Genomic DNA, 17,159 nt, shown 5'->3' with positions numbered 1-17,159 from the left:
AAAAGCGCGGAGGCGTTGCGTAGCCGCTGGAGCGTGACAAAAAGCCAAAAGGCCTCTCGCACCCTGCCATCCCAAGGAGGATTGATTCCATGAAAACCCTCACCGTTGCCCTGCCGGGGCGGGAGTATGATATCGTCATTGAACGGGGCCTGCTGGACCGGGCGGGAGAACTCTGCCGGAAGACCCTGCCCGGCGCCCCCAGACTCTTTGTGGTCACCGATTCTACAGTGGGCCCCTTGTACCTGAAGCGGATCATTCCCCCGCTGGAGGCCGCCGGATTTGAGACTGCCGTCTGTGAAATCCCTGCCGGTGAGGCCTCTAAATGTGCCGGAGAGCTGGCCCGTCTGTGGGAGTGTATGATGGACTTCGGCCTCACCCGCACCGACGCTGTGGTGGCCCTGGGCGGCGGCGTGGTGGGGGATCTGGCGGGCTTTGCCGCCGCCACTATCCTCCGGGGGGTGGCCTTTGTGCAGATTCCCACCACCCTCCTGGCCCAGGTGGACTCCTCGGTGGGGGGGAAGGTGGCCATTGACCTGGACCACGGTAAAAATCTGGCGGGGGCCTTCTGGCAGCCCAAGCTGGTGCTCATGGACCCGGACACCCTGGACACCCTGCCAGACGCCACCTTTGCCGACGGTATGGCCGAGGTGGTCAAATACGGCTGTATCCTGGATGGGGCCTTTTTCTCCTTCCTGGCCCAGCGGCCCAGCCGGGCGGCCATCATGGTAGAAATTGAACACGTTTTGTATACCTGCTGCAATTTAAAACGAATGGTTGTGGAAAAGGACGAGCGGGACACCGGAAAACGGATGCTGCTCAACTTCGGCCATACCCTGGGCCACGCCTACGAGAAGGCGGGCCACTATGAGACATGGACCCACGGCCAGGCGGTGGCCGCCGGAATGGTACAGGCCGCCCGGTTGGGTACCCGGCTGGGCGTCACCCCGGCGGGCACGGCGGAAGAGATTGCCGCTCTGCTCACCCCTCTGGGCCTGCCCACCTCCATACCCTGTACCGGGGAGGAGTACGCCGCCGCCATTGGCCTGGATAAAAAGGGGGCTGGGGCGGAGATCAGCGTCATTCTGTTGGAGGCGCTGGGCAAGGCTGTGCCCCATAAAATGCCCAAGGCGGCGCTGCTGGAGGAATTGACATGAACATCACCATTACCCCCGCTCTGTTGGCGGGCGCTGTCACGCCGCCCCCCTCCAAAAGCCAGGCCCACCGGCTTATCATCGCCGCTGCCCTGTCCGACGGCTTTTGCAAGCTGTCCAACGTGGATTTGTCGGAGGATATCCAGGCCACTCTGCGGTGTATGCGCACCCTGGACGCCGACGCCTCCGCCGACGGTACCATCATCCGGGGCTGTGACCTGGTGGACGGCCATGAGGAGCCCGCCCCGGAGGTGATGGACTGCGGCGAGAGCGGCTCCACCCTCCGCTTTCTCATTCCGGTAGCCCTGGCCCTCAAGGGGGGCGGGAAGTTTACCGGCCACGGGCGGCTGATGGAGCGGCCCCAGGAGCCCTACTTCGCTATGTTCCGGGAGAAGGGGATCTCCTATACCCTGGAGGATGGGGTGCTGACGGTAGCGGGCAAGCTGGCCCCCGGTGTGTACACCCTGCCGGGCAATGTGTCCTCCCAGTTCATCACCGGCCTGCTGTACGCCCTGCCTCTCCTGGAGGGAGACAGCGAGATCCGGCTTACCACCGAGCTGGAGTCCCAGGGCTATGTGGACATGACCTTGGACGCTTTAAAGCGGTTCGGAGTGGAGGCTCACTTTGACGGCGGCCGGGTGTTCCGGGTGCCGGGCAATCAGGTCTATCAGCACCAGGATCTGGCCATCGAGGCCGACTGGTCCAACGCCGCCTTCTGGTATGGCGCGGTCAGCCTGGGCTGTCAGGTAGATATCCAGGGGCTCAACGCCTATTCTGTGCAGGGGGATATGCGCATTGTGCCCTATTTTGTGAAATTGCAGGGGGAGGGGCAGGTGGACCTGGACGTGAGCCAGTGTCCCGATCTGGTGCCTCCCCTGGCCGCCATGGCCGCCCTGCGGGCGGGAGAGACCACCCGTATCGTCAATGCCCAGCGGCTGCGCATCAAGGAGAGCGACCGGCTGGCCACGGTGACGGAGGTGCTGAACGCCCTGGGGGCGGATGTGGAGGAGCATGAGGACCATCTGGTGATCCGGGGCAGAGCGGTGCTGCCCGGCGGCGTCACCGTCTCCGGCCACAATGACCACCGTATTGCCATGATGGCCGCCATCGCCGCCATCCGGTGTGAACATCCTGTGACCATCACTGGGGCGGAGTGTGTGAAAAAATCCTACCCCCGGTTCTGGGAGGAGTACCAGGCCCTTGGGGGACAGATCACCCGGAATGGAACCAAACCAGGGACGGAGGAACTGTAACATGCGACACATGATTTTTGGGGAATCCCACGGCCCCGCCATCGGCGTGGTGCTGGAGGGGGTGCCCGCCGGGCTGGAGCTGGACCTGGAGCAGGTCCAAAGAGAGCTGGACCGGCGCAAGCCCGGCCAGGACCCCACCGCCACCGCCCGGAAGGAGAGCGATCTGGTGGAGGTGCTCTCCGGGGTATTTGAGGGCAAGACCACCGGGGCCCCTCTGGCCATGGTGATCCGCAATTCTGACCAGCATTCCCAGGACTACGAGGCCATCCGCTACACCCCACGGCCCAGCCACGGGGATTACGCCGGGTTCATTAAGAGCAAGGGCTGTCTGGATTACCGGGGCGGCGGCCACTTCTCTGGCCGGCTCACCGCTCCTCTGGTGGCGGCGGGGGCCGTGGCCAAGCAGCTGCTGGCCCAGCGGGGCGTGTGGGTAGGGGCCCACATCAGCTCCATCTACGGCATCACCGATGCCTCCCTGGAGGACACGCAGGCGCTGAAGGCGGTGGCCGCAAAGCCCTTCCCGGTGCTGGACGATACCAAGGGGGAGGAGATGCGCCAGGCCATTCTGGAGGCCAAGGAGGAGGGGGACAGCGTGGGAGGCGCCATTGAGTGCGCCGTCACCGGCCTGCCCGCCGGGCTGGGAGCCCCCGACTTCGGCTGCAATGTGGAAGGTATCTTCTCCCAATACCTCTTTGCCGTCCCCGCTGTTAAGGGGGTGGACTTCGGCGCCGGGGTGGCCTTCTCTCTCATGCGGGGCAGCGAGGCCAACGACCCCTTCGAGGTACGGGACGGCCAGGTGGTCACCCGCACCAACCACGCCGGCGGCATCAATGGCGGCATCACCAACGGGATGCCGGTGGCCTTTGAGGTGACCATCCGGCCCACCCCTTCTATCGCTCTGCCCCAGGAGAGCGTGGACCTGCGCACCGGGGAAGAGGTGGAGATGGAGATCAAGGGCCGCCACGATCCCTGTATTGTGCCCCGGGCTGTGCCGGTCATTGAGGCGGCGGCGGCTCTGGCGGCCTGCGCCGTATTGGGGATTTGAGGAGGGAATGGATATGACCGAACTGGAGCGATACCGTCAGGAGATCGACCGGATCGACGGGGAACTGGTGCGGCTCTTTTTGGAGCGGATGGCCGTCACCGGAAAGGTGGGAGAGTTCAAGCAGCGGGAGGGTATCCCGGTACTGGACGCCGCCCGGGAGCGGCAGGTCATCGCCGCCAAGACCGCCCTCACCGACGACCCCGCGCGAAAGGCGGATGTGGCGGCGCTCTATGAGGGTATCATGGCCATCTCCCGCCGGCAGCAGCGCCATCTGGTGAAGGAGGGCAGCGAGGACCCGGGCTATGCCGCCTATCAGGCCGATCTGGCCCGGCGACGGGAGCCAGTGGCCGCCCCCAGGGTGGCCTACCAGGGAGAGCCGGGGTGCTACAGTGAGGAGGCCGCGGCGGGCTATTTTGGCCCCGACGTGAACAGCGTGGGCCTGCCCTGGTTCAACGACGTGTTTGCCGCTTTGGAACGGGGGGAGGCAGACTATGCTGTGCTGCCGGTGGAGAACTCCTCCACTGGGTCCATCCGGCAGGTGTACGATCTGCTGGCCCAGTACCGCTATTATATTGTGGGGGAGTGGCAGGTGCCGGTGGAGCACTGCCTGATGGCTCTGCCGGGAGTGGGCCTTTCCGACATCAGGAAGGTATACTCCCATGAGCAGGGGCTGATGCAGAGCGAGAAGTACCTGGACGCCCACCGGGACTGGGAGCGGGTACCTACTCTGGACACCGCCGGTTCCGCCAAGCTGGTGGCCGAGACGGGGGACCGCTCCGCCGCCGCCATCTGCTCCCGGCGGGCCGCCCAGCTGTACGGCCTGAACATCCTGGCCCAGCGGGTCAACCACAACACCATGAATCACACCCGCTTTGCGGTGGTGTCCCCTGTGCCCGAGCTGCGGCCTGACCGCAACAAGATCAGCGCCGTGTTCCGCCTGCCCCACCAGAGCGGCTCCCTCCACGAGATCCTCACTATTTTTGCCGTCCAGGGGCTCAACCTGCTGAAAATCGAATCCCGGCCCATTCCAGGCCGGGGGTGGGAGTACCTTTTCTTTCTGGACTTTACCGGCGATCTTACCGCCCCCGGCATGGACGGGGTGCTCCATGAACTGAGCCAGCTGGCCACTGAGGTGCGGATACTGGGCAACTACAAGGCCTGGGAGGAGCGGACATGAAGAAAAACATCGTCCTCATCGGGATGCCGGGCTGCGGCAAGTCCGCCGTAGGCAGATGCCTGTCCCAGCTGCTGGAGATGCCCTTGGTGGACACTGACGAGCTGGTGGAGCAGGAGGCGGGGCGAACCATCCCGGAGCTTTTTGCTCAGGAGGGGGAGGGGGCCTTCCGGGATCGGGAGACCGCCGCCGCCCGGGCCGCCGCCGCTATGGAGGGCGTCATCGTCGCCACCGGCGGGGGGATGGTGCTCCGGCCGGAAAATATGCAGGCGCTGGGAGCCACCGGGCTGATCTTCTTCCGGGACCGGGCCCTGGAGGCCATTCTTGGGGAGGACCACTCGGGCCGGCCGCTGGTGGGGAGCCAACCGGACGAATTGCGTAACCTATATGCGCAGCGGATAGAACTCTATCGAAAATACGCTCAGTATACCATTTCCAACACAGACACCGCTCAGGCGGCGGCGGAACAGATCGCGGCGCTCTACCGCGGGAAGGAGCAGATATGAAATTTCTCATCATCAACGGGCCCAATTTGAATCTGTTAGGCAAGCGGGAGCCGGGCATTTATGGGCAGAATACGTATGACAGCCTGCGCGAGCGGCTGAAGGCCTTTGCTGAAACCTATGGCTCCACCGCCGAATGTTACCAGTCCAACTATGAGGGGGACATCGTCAGCGCCATCCAGGATGCCGATGGGGTGTATGACGCCATCGTCATGAACCCCGGAGCCTTGACCCACTACAGCTATGCCATTTTGGATGCGCTGAAAGCGGTGGATGTGCCCTGTGTGGAGGTCCACATCTCCAACGTCCACCAGCGGGAGGAGTTCCGGCACAAGAGCGTCACCGCCCCCGCCTGTGTGGGCCAGATCAGCGGTCTGGGACTGTACGGCTATGAGGCGGCCATGCGCTACTTCCTGGAGCGGGACCAGCGCTGAGCGGCGGACAGATCCCCCCACTTATCCGTAAAGGAGATGCTATGAAGAAAACCGTTCCCCTGCCCCGCATCGGGATGCGGGTCATCAAAACCGCCGTGGCGGTGATGGTGTCCTATCTGCTGTTTGTCCCCTTTGGCCTGCTCTATCGGGAGGAGCTGGGGGGCATACTGGGGCAGATGGGCCCTTTGTATGCCTGCATCGCCTGTATCATCTGTACCCAGAGCACCCTGGGTCAGACCTTTCAGCAGGGAATTTCCCGGCTGATTGGCGTGATCGTGGGCGGCGCTCTGGGTACCGCCACCCTGCTGCTGGGCCCGGCCCTGGACAATCCCTGGGTGAAGATCCCGGTGCTGGGGGCGGTGTGTGTGGCGGGGGTGTGGCTGTGTCTGCTCATCAAGCGGCCCACCGCCTGTGGCATGGCCTGTATTCTGCCCTGCGTCATCCTCATTACCGGTGTGACCGGGGTTACCCGCTATTATTATGCCGCGGCCCGGATGATCGAGACGGTGGTGGGATTGCTCATTGCGCTGGGAGTCAATGCCGCCCTGCCGGACTACCGGCCGGAAACGGAACGGGGAGAGAGCGATATGAACGTCGAACTGCACAATACCACCCGTAAGCTGTGCGTCATCGGGGACCCGGTAGGCCACTCCAAGTCCCCCCTGATCCAGAATACCATGCTGAAAGCCCTGGGGCTGGACTATGTATACCTTTGCCAGCCGGTGCCCCGGGGAAAGTGTAAGGAGTGGCTGGACTGCGCCAAATTTGCCGGGTACGCCGGATTTAACGCCACCATGCCCCACAAGGAGGAACTGGTGCCTCTGATGGATCAGCTGGACCAGGACGCCAGACTGATCGGAGCGGTGAATACCGTGTGCATCCGGGAGGGCAAGGCTTATGGCTATAACACCGATGGGGAAGGCTTTCTCCGTGCCCTGGCTGATGAGGGCATCCATCCGGCGGGAAAGACCGTGGCGGTGTTGGGTGCGGGCGGGGCCTCCAAGGCGGTGTGCCTCAAGCTGGCTCAGGCCGGGGCCCAGGTCATCGTGTGCAACCGCACACTGGACAAAGCCCAGGCCATCTGCGCCCATGACCCGGCCCATCTCCGTCCGGTGGGCTTTGGCCCGGAGGAGCTGGCCCAGGCCGCAGGAGCGTGCGATCTGCTGGTGAACGGTACCTCTCTTGGCATGGAGGGGAGCGGCGGCCAGTTTGCCGACTTCTCCTTTCTGGACAGCCTGAAGGAGGGAGCGCCGGTGGTGGACCTGATCTACGCCCCTGCCCAGACCGAGCTGCTCCGGCAAGCGAAGCTCCGGGGCCACCAGACCGTCAATGGGTTGGGGCTGCTGGTCAATCAGGCGGTATTGTCGTTGGAGTACTTTACGGATACCTCTATTGATGCCGCTGAGATGAAAAAAGTGCTGGCCGAGGTGCTGTGATCGGCTGGAGATGGTTTGAATGATCTGGGAAATGGGGAGAAGGATATGGGACGATGGCGGATCCTGGTGCCTACCGTTCTGACCCGGTGTATGCTGGCGTTGCTGCTGGCGCTGCTGGCGGCGGCCCTTTGGCTGGGCGCCGGTCAGAGCAGTGAGACCAAAAAGGCCTTTGCGGCGGCGGTGGTGGCCCTGCTGGCGGCGTGGAAGGTACTGCCCTGGCTGTCCCGTCAGCTGTCCCGGCTGGGAACAATATGGGTGTGGGTTGCCCTTACCCTGCTGTGCCTGGTGGTAAAGGGGGCATGGGTGGTCCTGGTCCAGGTGCCCATGGAGGGGGACTATGCTACCTTTTGGGGCTATGCCACTGCCCTGGCCCAGAAGTCTGTGCTTGACGGCGGGCGCTATATGGCCCTGTTTCCCCATATTTTTGGCTATGCTTCCTTTTTGAGCTGGTTTATCCGACTGCTGGGTCAGCCCCCTCTGCTGGCCCAGTGGCTCAATGTGCTGCTTACCATTTGCAGCGGCAGCCTGCTCTTTCTGCTGGCAAAACGCTGGTGGAGTCTGCCCGGCGGGGTTTGCGCTTATCTGCTGTGGATCGTCTGTCCCTCTCAGACCATGTACAATAGTCTGGTGCTCTCTGAGCCGCTCTATACCACGCTGCTGCTGCTCTTTCTCTATCTCATAACCGGCCCTCTGCCCGGCGTATTCTGGAAGGCCGCCCTGCTTGGGGCAGGGGCGGGGCTGGTGCTGCGCTGGTTCAATGGGATACGGCCCATTGCCGCGGTGCTGATTATTGCCCTGGTGCTGTGGCGGTTCTTATTGGCCCCTGATGGTCTGAAAGAGTCCAAGGCCAGATGGCAGTGGCTGCCGCTGATGGCCGCCTTGGCGGCGGTCTATCTGCTCACCGGGCCGCTGTGGCAGGGGCATATTGCCGCGCGCATTGGGGAAGAGCCGTCCTCCACACCCGGATACAGCATTTTGGTGGGCTTCAATGCCCAGTCCCGGGGATGCTGGAACCAGGAGGACAGCAATCTGCTGAACGAATACAGCAGTCAGCCCGGCGTCACCGCCCAGCAGGCCCAGGAATACGCCATGGAGGCCGCCAAGGAGCGCATTACCTCCGGTCAGGTGGATTTTCTCCAGCTGTTCCGGGAGAAGCTGCGAGGCTTTCTGGGCGCAGACAGCGCCTGTGTGTCCTATTCCAGCCAGGTGGTGCGCCATGTCCTGTGGTTTGCCCGGGCCTGCAACGCCTATTATTATTTTCTGCTTCTGCTGGCAGGGGGCGGCGGGGTGATGCTGTGGCGGCGGGGGGATCGCTCTGCTGTGCTGCTGCTTCCTCTCTATGTGCTGGGATTGACCTCGGCCCAGATGCTGGTGGAGGTGGCAGGGCGGTACCACTACTCCATTCTGCCTGTGCTCATGCTGCTGGGGCAGGGGCTTTTGTTCCCGCCCCACCCCGGCAGAGAGAAAAAATTGCAAAAAAATCAGGAAACCGCTTGACAGCACCTGGCTTTTAGAGTATCATAATGAAGCGCCTGTTTGAGGTGCATTGTGCGATGATGCGGGAGATTGCTCAGAAATGAGGTAACTTCCGCGGAGTATGTCCGAGCTAGAATCGGGCGGCTGAGGGATCCGTGCGCGGCGTATATCGCCATGCAAGGAGTAAACCGGCCTGCTTGTGCCGGTTTTCTTCATGTCACGGAGTGATACGCACGGAAACGTGTACTGAAATCTCTCACCGTACGAAGCGAGGAATGACACCGCGCTTTGGCCCCGTGGACCCGGCGAAAGCGCACCACTTCGTATGTTTAAGGAGGAACTTAACACCATGGCAGCTCAGAAAGAAATGATCCGCATCCGTCTGAAGGCCTATGATCATCAGCTCATCGACCAAAGCGCTGAGAAGATCGTTGAGACCGCCAAGCGCACCGGCGCTTCCGTGTCCGGCCCCATCCCCCTGCCCACCAAGAAGGAGGTCGTCACCATCCTGCGGGCCGTCCATAAGTACAAGGACAGCCGTGAGCAGTTCGAGCGCCGCACCCATAAGCGCCTGATCGACATCCTCAAGCCCTCTCCCAAGACCGTGGAGGCCCTGATGAGCCTGGAGCTCCCCGCCGGTGTGGAGATTGAGATTAAGCTGTAAGCGTCTGAGCCGTCGTGAGCAGCGGCACAGGGAACCGCGCAGAGAAAAAACAGGCGACGCCGAAGGGGTCGCGGTATTTTTCGCGGAGCGGTGAACAGTGACCGCGTTGCGAACAGGCAAAGCGTGATAGCAGCGCCATCCATTCCTTTGTTTGTACCGCAGTCCGCCGCGTTTTGAGGCGGACGGGTCAAGTTGGCCGAGCAATACCGGTTTCAATGGTAACTCGCCCAACCAATAACCTTAATTAAGGAGGAAAACACATGGAAAAGGCCATTATCGGCAAGAAGGTCGGCATGACGCAGATCTTCGACGAAGCCGGCAAGGTCATCCCGGTCACCGTCATTGAGGCGGGTCCCTGCACCGTAGTGCAGAAGAAGACCGAGGAGAAGGACGGCTACAACGCCGTTCAGCTGGGCTACGGCGACGTAGCCGAGAAGAAGCTCACCAAGCCTGAGCTGGGTCACCTGAAGAAGGCCGGCGAGGCCCGCAAGAAGACCCTGAAGGAGTTCAAGCTGGCCAACTGCGACGCCCTCAACGTGGGCGACGAGGTCAAGGTGGACGTGTTCGCCGAGGGCGACCGGGTGGACGTGACCGGCATCAGCAAGGGTCACGGCTATCAGGGCGTCATCAAGCGCCACGGCGCTCACCGCCTGAAGGAATCCCACGGTACCGGCCCTGTGCACCGTCACGCCGGCTCCATGGGCTCCAGCACCGATCCCTCCCGGATCTTCAAGGGTAAGATCGGCGCCGGCCAGATGGGCAACGAGCAGGTCACCGTCCTCAACCTGGACGTCATCAAGGTGGACCCCGAGCTGGGCATCATCGCTGTCCGCGGCGCCATCCCCGGCCCCAAGGGCGGCATTGTGTACCTGCGCAACTCCGTGATCAACGTCAAGGAGAAGGGCGCCGCTGCCAACGCCAGCATCAACCCGCAGAAGGCTTCCGCCCGCGTCAATCCCCAGAAGGCTTCCGCCCGTAACAAGTAAGAAAGGAGAGAACTCAAATGCCTAAGGCAATTCTTGTGAACATGGCCGGCAACCAGGTCGGCGAAGTGGAGCTCTCCGAAGCTGTGTTCGGGATCGAGCCCAATCAGACCGTTGTCCACGAGGTGGTCAAGAACCACCTGGCCAACTGCCGTCAGGGCACTCAGTCCGCTCTGACCCGCGCCGAGGTCTCCGGCGGCGGCATCAAGCCCTGGCGCCAGAAGGGCACCGGCCGCGCCCGTCAGGGTTCCACCCGTGCTCCCCAGTGGACCCACGGCGGTATCGTTTTTGCTCCCAAGCCCCGCGACTACAGCTATGTGCTGAACAAGAAGGTCAAGCGTCTGGCCCTCAAGTCCGCCCTTTCCGCCAAGGCCGCCTCCGGCGACATCGTGGTGGTGGATGGCCTGAACATGGACGCCATCAAGACCAAGACCATGCAGGGCTTCCTCAACACCGTGGGCGCCAAGAAGGCCGTTGTCGTCACCCCCGAGGTGAACGAGAACGTCATCAAGTCCGCCCGCAACATCCCCGGCGTGGTGACCACCACCGCCAAGATCCTCAGCGTTTACGACATCGTGAACGCCGGCAAGTTCATCGTTGACAAGGCGGCCCTGGCCGTCATCGAGGAGGTGTTCGCGTAATGGCTGCTACCGCTTACGATATCATTAAGCGCCCCATCATCACTGAGCAGTCCATGGCCGAGACCGAGGGCAAGAAGTACACCTTCGAGGTGGCCAAGGACGCCAACAAGATCCAGATCGCCAAGGCGGTCGAGGAGATCTTCGACGTAAAGGTCGCCAAGGTCAACACCCTGAATATGCAGGGCAAGGCCAAGCGGACCGGCCGTTACCCCGCCGGCCGCCGCGCCAACTGGAAGAAGGCTATGGTCACCCTGACCGAGGATTCCAAGACCATCGAGTTCTTCGAAGGCATGGTGTAAGGAGGATAAGGAACAATGGCTATCAAAACTTATAAGCCCACGACGCCCTCCCGCCGCCACATGACCGTGAGCGCCTTCGAGGGCATCGACAAGAAGGCCAAGCCCGAGCGCAGCCTGCTGGAGAATCTGAAGAAGAACGCCGGCCGCAACAGCTATGGCCGCATCACCGTCCGCCACCGCGGCGGCGGCAATAAGAAGAAGTACCGCATCATCGACTTCAAGCGGGACAAAGAGGGTACTGCTACCGTCATCAACCTGCAGTACGATCCCAACCGCTCCGCCAACATCGCCCTCATCCAGTATGAGGACGGCGAGAAGCGCTATATCCTGGCTCCTGTGGGCCTGAAGTCCGGCCACATCATCATGACCGGCGCCGACGCCGACATTCTGCCCGGCAACTGCCTGCCCATCGCCAACATCCCCGTGGGCGAGATGATCCACTGTGTTGAGCTCTATCCCGGCAAGGGCGCCCAGCTGGTGCGCGCCGCCGGCGAGGCCGCTCAGCTGATGGCCAAGGAGAACGGCATGGCTCAGGTCCGTCTGCCCTCCGGCGAGGTCCGCTATATCCGCGAGAACTGCAAGGCCACCATCGGCCAGGTGGGCAACACCGACTGGGCCAACATCCAGATCGGTAAGGCCGGCCGTAAGCGTCACATGGGCTGGCGTCCCACCGTCCGCGGCTCCGTCATGAACCCCAATGACCACCCCCACGGCGGCGGCGAGGGCAAGAGCCCTGTCGGTCGTCCCGGCCCTGTCACCCCCTGGGGCAAGCCTGCTATGGGTTACAAGACCCGCAAGCTGAAAAACCGCACCGAGAAGTTCATCGTCAAGCACCGCAACGCGAAGTAAGGGAGGCAGTAAAAGATGAGCAGAAGTATCAAGAAAGGCCCCTTTTGCGCCCCCGAGCTGCTGAAGCGGGTCGACGAAATGAATCAGACCGGCGAGAAGAAGGTCCTGAAGACCTGGAGCCGCGCCTCCACCATCTTCCCCTCCTTCGTCGGACACACCTTTGCCGTGCACGACGGCCGCAAGCACGTGCCCGTCTACGTGACCGAGGACATGGTGGGCCACAAGCTGGGCGAGTTCGCCCCCACCCGCACCTTCCGCGGCCACGCCGGCAGCAAGACTGGTAAGTAAGGAGGAGGAGAGAACATGGAAGCCAAAGCACATCTGAGATATACCCGTATCTCTCCCCGTAAGGTCCAGATCGTCTGTGACCTGATCCGCGGCAAGAGCGTCGAGCAGGCCACCGCCATTCTGATGACCACCCCCAAGGCTGCCTCCGAGCTGCTGCTCAAGCTCCTCAAGAGCGCTGCCGCCAACGCGGAGAACAACCACCAGATGGACCCCGAGAAGCTGTATATTTCCCAGGTGTTCGCCTGCCCCGGCCCCATCATCAAGCGGATGCGTCCCCGGGCTCAGGGCCGCGCCTATCGGATCAACAAGCGCACTTCTCACATCACCATCGCGGTGGCTGAGCGCTAAGGGAGGAGGAAGAATATGGGACAGAAAGTGAATCCCCACGGCCTGCGCGTGGGTGTCATTAAGGACTGGGACTCCCGCTGGTACGCCCGCAACGAGAAGGTGGGCGACCTGCTGGTGGAGGACAAGAAGATCCGGGACTACCTGAAGAAGACCCTGTATTCCGCCGGTATCCCCAAGATCGAGATCGAGCGTGACAACGCCAAGGTGCGCATCTACCTGCACTGCGCCCGTCCCGGCGTGGTCATCGGCAAGGGCGGCGAGGCCATCGAGGCCCTGCGCCTGAAGCTGGAGAAGATGATCGGCAAGAGCGTGGCCCTCAACATCGTTGAGGTCAAGAGCCCCGACATGGACGCTCAGCTGGTGGCCGAGAACATCGCCCAGCAGCTGGAGAAGCGCATCGGCTTCCGCCGGGCCATGAAGAACGCCATGGGCCGCGCCATGCGCATCGGCGCCCGCGGCATCAAGACTCAGGTGTCCGGCCGTCTGGGCGGTGCCGAGATCGCCCGCACCGAGCACTATCACGACGGCACCATCCCCCTGCAGACCCTGCGGGCCGACATCGACTACGGCTTTGCTGAGGCTGCCACCACCTACGGCCGCATCGGCGTGAAGGTGTGGATCTACAAGGGCGAGGTGCTCACTCAGAGCCTGCGTACCACCCCCCGCACCCTGGACACCAAGAACTTCAAGGAGCGCTCCGACCGTCCCCGCCGCGACCGCCGTGACGGCGACCGCAAGGGCGGCTTCAACCGCAACGGTGGCTTCAACCGCAACGGCGGTAACCGCCAGGGTGGTTTTAACAACAACCGTCCCCAGGGCGGCGGCCGTCCCCAGGGCGGCGCTCGTCCTGCCGCTGCCAAGGAAGGAGGCGCTCAGTAATGCTGCTGCCTAAGCGCGTGAAATATCGCCGCGTGCACCGCGGCCGCCTGAAGGGCAAGGCCCTGAAGGGCAACACCGTGACCTATGGTGAGTTCGGCCTGCAGGCTACCGAGCCCAGCTGGATCACCAGCAACCAGATCGAGGCCGCCCGTATCGCCATGACCCGTTACACCAAGCGTGGCGGTAAGGTTTGGATCAAGATCTTCCCCGATAAGCCCATCACTGAGAAGCCCGCCGAGACCCGCATGGGTTCCGGTAAGGGTTCCCCTGAGTACTGGGTGGCCGTGGTTAAGCCCGGCCGTGTTATGTTCGAGATCGCCGGCGTCTCCGAGGAGGTCGCCCGCGAGGCCCTGCGTCTGGCTTCCCACAAGCTGCCTGTCAAGTGCAAGATCGTGGCTAAGCAGACCGCCGAGACCGAGAATGGTGGTGAATGAAGATGAAGGCTACTGAAATCCGTAAGATGAGCGCCGAGGAGCTGACCAGCAAGCTGGGCGACCTGAAGAAGGATCTCTTCCAGCTCCGTCTTCAGCACGCCACCAATCAGCTGGACAACCCGGTGAAGATCGCTGAGGTCAAGCGGGACATTGCCCGCGTGAAGACCATCATCCGTGAGCAGCAGCTCGCAGGCCGATAAGAAGGAGGAACTAGATCATGGAAAACAGAACTTCTTCCCGTAAGACCAGAGTCGGCCTGGTGGTTTCCGATAAGATGGACAAGACCGTGGTGGTGGCCATTGCCGACCGTGTGACCCACCCCCTGTACAAGAAGATCGTCAAGAGCACCTACAAGCTGAAGGCGCACGACGAGAACAACGAGTGTGGTGTCGGCGACCGCGTGCGGGTCATGGAGACCCGGCCCCTGTCCAAGGACAAGCGCTGGCGCGTCGTCGAGATCATCGAGAAGGCGAAGTAAGGAGGTGCCGGTATGATTCAGCAGGAAACTTATCTGAAGGTGGCCGACAACACCGGCGCCAAGGAGATCAAGACCATCCGCGTGCTGGGCGGCTCCAGCCGCAAGTTTGGCAACATCGGCGACGTGATTGTGGCTTCCGTCCGCAAGGCTCAGCCCGGCGGCACTGTGAAGAAGGGCGAGGTCGTGAAGGCCGTCATCGTCCGTTCCGCCAAGGGCGTCCGCCGTGCAGACGGCAGCTACGTCCGCTTCGACGAGAACGCCGCCGTCCTCATCAAGGACGACAAGAATCCCCGCGGTACCCGTATCTTTGGGCCCGTGGCCCGCGAGCTGCGCGACAAGGACTACATGAAGATCCTGTCGCTGGCTCCCGAAGTGCTGTAAGGGGGTAGGAGATAACATGAACAAGCTGAGCATTCGTAAGGACGACACCGTCATCGTCCTGTCCGGCAAGGACAAGGGCAAGCAGGGCAAGGTCCTGCAGGTTATGCCCAAGGAGGGCAAGGTGGTCGTGGAGAAGGTCAATGTGGTCTCCCGCCACACCAAGCCCCGCCGTCAGGGCGAGCAGGGCGGCATCATCAAGAAGGAAGCCCCCATCTACGCCTGCAAGGTGCAGCGCGTTTGCCCCAAGTGCAACAAGCCCACCCGGCCCGCTCACAAGCTGCTGGCCGACGGCAAGAAGGTCCGCATTTGCAAGAAGTGCGGCGCCGAGATCTGAGAGAGGAGGAGTATAGACAATGGCTGATAAGAAAGTGCCCAACCTGAAGGCGAAGTACCAGGCCGAGGTCGCTCCTGCTCTGATGCAGAAGTTCGGCTACAAGTCCACCATGCAGATCCCCAAGATCGACAAGATCGTGGTCAACTGCGGCTGCGGCGAGGCCCGCGACAACGCCAAGGTCCTGGAGGCCGTTGTGGGCGATCTGACCAAGATCACCGGCCAGAAGGCCATCATCACCAAGGCTAAGAAGTCCGTGGCTAACTTCAAGCTGCGTGAGGGTATGCCCATCGGCGCCAAGGTCACCCTGCGCGCCGACCGGATGTGGGAGTTCCTGGACCGCCTGTTCAACGTGGCCCTGCCCCGTGTCCGTGACTTCCGGGGCATCAACGGCAACTCTTTCGATGGCCGCGGCAACTACGCCCTGGGCATCAAGGAGCAGCTGATCTTCCCCGAGATCGAGTATGACAAGATCGACAAGATCCGCGGCCTGGACGTGGTCATCTGCACCACCGCCAAGACCGACGAAGAGGCCAAAGAGCTGCTGACCCTCATCGGCGCGCCCTTTGCCCGGTAAAGGAGGAGAACGAAATGGCGAAGAAGTCTATGATTCTGAAGCAGCAGGCGGAGCCCAAGTTCTCCACCCGCCGCTATAACCGCTGCAAGATCTGCGGCCGCCCCCACGCCTACCTGCGGGACTACGGCATCTGCCGTATCTGCTTCCGCGAGCTGGCCTACAAGGGCCAGATCCCCGGTGTGAAGAAGGCCTCCTGGTAATCAGGAAGCTCAGGTTACGCAAGCGCCCGCGCCCGGCGTGCGAAAGCACGTCAGGCGCTTGCGTTGCGTGACGGGGTTTTTGGACCGGCACACGGTCTGAAAAATAAAATTCTCCGTTTAGGAGAAAAACCCTGAGATTGTGACGATCCGACTGTGAAAAATGAATAAGCGGCGCCCTCTCCACGGGGTAGGACAGGGCATTCCTCCAAAAGTTTGGCGGGAGGCCACTTTTTCCTTTTCACACAAGGGTTTTCACGATATAATAATTCCTTGGCAGACGGTTAATAGGTCGGAGCCCCGCGAACTCCGATACCTTGCCGCCTTAACGGGTCCTCTCACGGCCCGTCATTCAAAAAGGAGGGTAAACTCATGCACATCACAGACCCCATTGCGGATATGCTGACCCGCATCCGCAACGCGAACAACGCCAAGCATGACACCGTGGACGTCCCCGCGTCCAACATGAAGAAGTCCATCGCGCAGATCCTGCTGGATGAAGGCTATATCAAGAACTTCCAGCTGATCGACGACGGCACTCAGGGCGTCATCCGCGTTACTCTGAAGTACAACCCCGGCAAGGAGAAGGTCATCACTGGTCTTCGCCGCGTTTCCAAGCCCGGCCTGCGTGTCTATGCCGGTGCTGACGAGCTGCCCCGGGTCCTCCACGGCCTGGGTATTGCCATCGTGTCCACGTCCAAGGGCGTCATGACTGACAAGGCTGCCCGCGCAGCCCATGTCGGCGGCGAGGTCCTGGCGTTTGTCTGGTAAGGAGGGAGAGTAGAAAATGTCTCGTATCGGAAGAATGCCGATCTCCATCCCCGCCGGTGTGGACGTGAAGATCGAAGCTGGTAACCTGGTTACCGTAAAGGGCCCCAAGGGCACCCTGACCCAGCAGCTGCACCCCAACATGAACATTGCCCAGGAGGGCGATGTGATCCATGTCACCCGCCCCAATGACGAGAAGGAGAACCGCAGCCTCCACGGCCTGACCCGCACCCTGCTGCACAACATGGTCGTGGGCGTCACCGAGGGCTACAAGAAGGAGCTGGACGTCAACGGCGTCGGCTACCGTGTGGCCAAGGAAGGCAACAAGCTGGTTATGAACCTGGGCTTCTCTCATCAGGTGATCGTCGAGGAGATCGACGGCATCAGCATTGAGGTCCCCAGCGCCAACAAGATCGTCATCAGCGGCGTCGACAAGCAGAAGGTCGGCCAGTTCGCCGCCGAAGTGCGCGAGAAGCGTCCCCCCGAGCCTTATAAGGGCAAGGGCATCAAATACACCGACGAGGTCATCCGCCGCAAGGAAGGCAAGACCGGCGTCAAGAAGAAATAAGG

General features: G+C 62.2%; 25 protein-coding genes. All 25 read left to right on the top strand.

The features are described 5' to 3' along the window. Positions 1 to 89: 89 nt before the first annotated feature. The 25 genes from aroB to rplF all read left to right on the top strand — a co-directional run bounded on the left by aroB (position 90) and on the right by rplF (position 17,157). Positions 90 to 1,154 carry a 3-dehydroquinate synthase gene (gene aroB / locus Q0J75_RS05030; RefSeq protein ID WP_297197583.1) on the top strand — a complete coding sequence of 355 codons (1,065 nt, stop codon included), beginning with the start codon at positions 90 to 92 and terminating at the stop codon, positions 1,152 to 1,154. After that, complete coding sequence (gene aroA / locus Q0J75_RS05025) at positions 1,151 to 2,404, top strand: 3-phosphoshikimate 1-carboxyvinyltransferase (RefSeq protein WP_297197580.1); 1,254 nt, start codon at positions 1,151 to 1,153, stop codon at positions 2,402 to 2,404. Before aroB ends, aroA begins: the two co-directional genes overlap by 4 nt. 10 nt (positions 2,405 to 2,414) lie before the next feature. Beyond that, entirely contained in the window at positions 2,415 to 3,449 is a 1,035-nt protein-coding gene (aroC, locus tag Q0J75_RS05020; protein ID WP_363315708.1) for a chorismate synthase, read from the top strand. A 13-nt stretch (positions 3,450 to 3,462) separates the two neighbouring features. Further along, on the top strand, positions 3,463 to 4,626 hold the full coding sequence (gene pheA / locus Q0J75_RS05015; RefSeq protein ID WP_297197573.1) for a prephenate dehydratase: 1,164 nt from the start codon (positions 3,463 to 3,465) through the stop codon (positions 4,624 to 4,626). Further along, positions 4,623 to 5,129 (top strand): shikimate kinase, encoded by a 507-nt coding sequence (locus tag Q0J75_RS05010; RefSeq protein WP_297197570.1) that lies wholly within the window; start codon positions 4,623 to 4,625, stop codon positions 5,127 to 5,129. Before pheA ends, Q0J75_RS05010 begins: the two co-directional genes overlap by 4 nt. Then, complete coding sequence (gene aroQ / locus Q0J75_RS05005) at positions 5,126 to 5,560, top strand: type II 3-dehydroquinate dehydratase (RefSeq protein ID WP_297197567.1); 435 nt, start codon at positions 5,126 to 5,128, stop codon at positions 5,558 to 5,560. The genes Q0J75_RS05010 and aroQ overlap by 4 nt, the downstream gene beginning before the upstream one ends. A 41-nt stretch (positions 5,561 to 5,601) precedes the next feature. Then, positions 5,602 to 6,996 (top strand): shikimate dehydrogenase, encoded by a 1,395-nt coding sequence (aroE, locus tag Q0J75_RS05000; RefSeq protein ID WP_297197565.1) that lies wholly within the window; start codon positions 5,602 to 5,604, stop codon positions 6,994 to 6,996. 45 nt (positions 6,997 to 7,041) lie between these two features. Beyond that, complete coding sequence (locus Q0J75_RS04995) at positions 7,042 to 8,493, top strand: hypothetical protein (RefSeq protein WP_297197562.1); 1,452 nt, start codon at positions 7,042 to 7,044, stop codon at positions 8,491 to 8,493. A 328-nt stretch (positions 8,494 to 8,821) separates the two neighbouring features. After that, on the top strand, positions 8,822 to 9,136 hold the full coding sequence (rpsJ, locus tag Q0J75_RS04990) for a 30S ribosomal protein S10 (protein ID WP_006573401.1): 315 nt from the start codon (positions 8,822 to 8,824) through the stop codon (positions 9,134 to 9,136). A 260-nt stretch (positions 9,137 to 9,396) separates the two neighbouring features. Next, a complete protein-coding gene (gene rplC / locus Q0J75_RS04985) occupies positions 9,397 to 10,122 on the top strand; it encodes a 50S ribosomal protein L3 (protein WP_297197559.1) in 726 nt (241 codons plus the stop codon). 17 nt (positions 10,123 to 10,139) lie between these two features. Beyond that, positions 10,140 to 10,760 carry a 50S ribosomal protein L4 gene (gene rplD / locus Q0J75_RS04980; protein WP_297197556.1) on the top strand — a complete coding sequence of 207 codons (621 nt, stop codon included), beginning with the start codon at positions 10,140 to 10,142 and terminating at the stop codon, positions 10,758 to 10,760. Beyond that, complete coding sequence (gene rplW, locus Q0J75_RS04975) at positions 10,760 to 11,059, top strand: 50S ribosomal protein L23 (protein WP_297197553.1); 300 nt, start codon at positions 10,760 to 10,762, stop codon at positions 11,057 to 11,059. Before rplD ends, rplW begins: the two co-directional genes overlap by 1 nt. Positions 11,060 to 11,074: 15 nt before the next feature. Further along, positions 11,075 to 11,908, top strand: coding sequence for a 50S ribosomal protein L2 (gene rplB / locus Q0J75_RS04970; RefSeq protein ID WP_297197550.1), 834 nt, complete (start codon positions 11,075 to 11,077; stop codon positions 11,906 to 11,908). 15 nt (positions 11,909 to 11,923) lie between these two features. Further along, entirely contained in the window at positions 11,924 to 12,196 is a 273-nt protein-coding gene (gene rpsS, locus Q0J75_RS04965) for a 30S ribosomal protein S19 (RefSeq protein ID WP_007494656.1), read from the top strand. A gap of 15 nt (positions 12,197 to 12,211) precedes the next feature. After that, positions 12,212 to 12,544 (top strand): 50S ribosomal protein L22, encoded by a 333-nt coding sequence (gene rplV / locus Q0J75_RS04960; RefSeq protein ID WP_297197546.1) that lies wholly within the window; start codon positions 12,212 to 12,214, stop codon positions 12,542 to 12,544. Positions 12,545 to 12,559: 15 nt separating this feature from the next. Beyond that, positions 12,560 to 13,423, top strand: coding sequence for a 30S ribosomal protein S3 (rpsC, locus tag Q0J75_RS04955; protein WP_297197543.1), 864 nt, complete (start codon positions 12,560 to 12,562; stop codon positions 13,421 to 13,423). Further along, the gene (gene rplP, locus Q0J75_RS04950; RefSeq protein WP_087335574.1) at positions 13,423 to 13,857 is read left to right on the top strand and encodes a 50S ribosomal protein L16; all 435 of its coding nucleotides are present in this window, start codon (positions 13,423 to 13,425) and stop codon (positions 13,855 to 13,857) included. The genes rpsC and rplP overlap by 1 nt, the downstream gene beginning before the upstream one ends. Before the next feature lie 2 nt (positions 13,858 to 13,859). Then, the gene (gene rpmC / locus Q0J75_RS04945; protein ID WP_297197532.1) at positions 13,860 to 14,057 is read left to right on the top strand and encodes a 50S ribosomal protein L29; all 198 of its coding nucleotides are present in this window, start codon (positions 13,860 to 13,862) and stop codon (positions 14,055 to 14,057) included. Positions 14,058 to 14,074: 17 nt separating this feature from the next. Further along, positions 14,075 to 14,335, top strand: coding sequence for a 30S ribosomal protein S17 (gene rpsQ / locus Q0J75_RS04940; protein WP_297197529.1), 261 nt, complete (start codon positions 14,075 to 14,077; stop codon positions 14,333 to 14,335). A gap of 12 nt (positions 14,336 to 14,347) precedes the next feature. After that, positions 14,348 to 14,716: a 50S ribosomal protein L14 gene (rplN, locus tag Q0J75_RS04935; protein ID WP_087187790.1), complete on the top strand. Its 369-nt coding sequence runs from the start codon at positions 14,348 to 14,350 to the stop codon at positions 14,714 to 14,716. 16 nt (positions 14,717 to 14,732) lie between these two features. Next, on the top strand, positions 14,733 to 15,050 hold the full coding sequence (rplX, locus tag Q0J75_RS04930; RefSeq protein WP_297197523.1) for a 50S ribosomal protein L24: 318 nt from the start codon (positions 14,733 to 14,735) through the stop codon (positions 15,048 to 15,050). Positions 15,051 to 15,069: 19 nt separating this feature from the next. Further along, positions 15,070 to 15,624 (top strand): 50S ribosomal protein L5, encoded by a 555-nt coding sequence (gene rplE / locus Q0J75_RS04925; protein WP_087187792.1) that lies wholly within the window; start codon positions 15,070 to 15,072, stop codon positions 15,622 to 15,624. A 14-nt stretch (positions 15,625 to 15,638) separates the two neighbouring features. After that, a complete protein-coding gene (locus Q0J75_RS04920) occupies positions 15,639 to 15,824 on the top strand; it encodes a type Z 30S ribosomal protein S14 (RefSeq protein WP_006573415.1) in 186 nt (61 codons plus the stop codon). 369 nt (positions 15,825 to 16,193) lie between these two features. Continuing rightward, positions 16,194 to 16,592, top strand: a complete 399-nt coding sequence (gene rpsH, locus Q0J75_RS04915; RefSeq protein WP_007494638.1) for a 30S ribosomal protein S8 — start codon at positions 16,194 to 16,196, stop codon at positions 16,590 to 16,592. Positions 16,593 to 16,608: 16 nt separating this feature from the next. After that, positions 16,609 to 17,157, top strand: a complete 549-nt coding sequence (gene rplF / locus Q0J75_RS04910; RefSeq protein ID WP_297197518.1) for a 50S ribosomal protein L6 — start codon at positions 16,609 to 16,611, stop codon at positions 17,155 to 17,157. Positions 17,158 to 17,159 lie beyond the last annotated feature (2 nt).

The organism is uncultured Flavonifractor sp. (genome assembly GCF_944385615.1).
Lineage (GTDB): Bacteria > Bacillota > Clostridia > Oscillospirales > Oscillospiraceae > Flavonifractor.
This window is presented reverse-complemented; position numbering and strand designations above follow the sequence as displayed.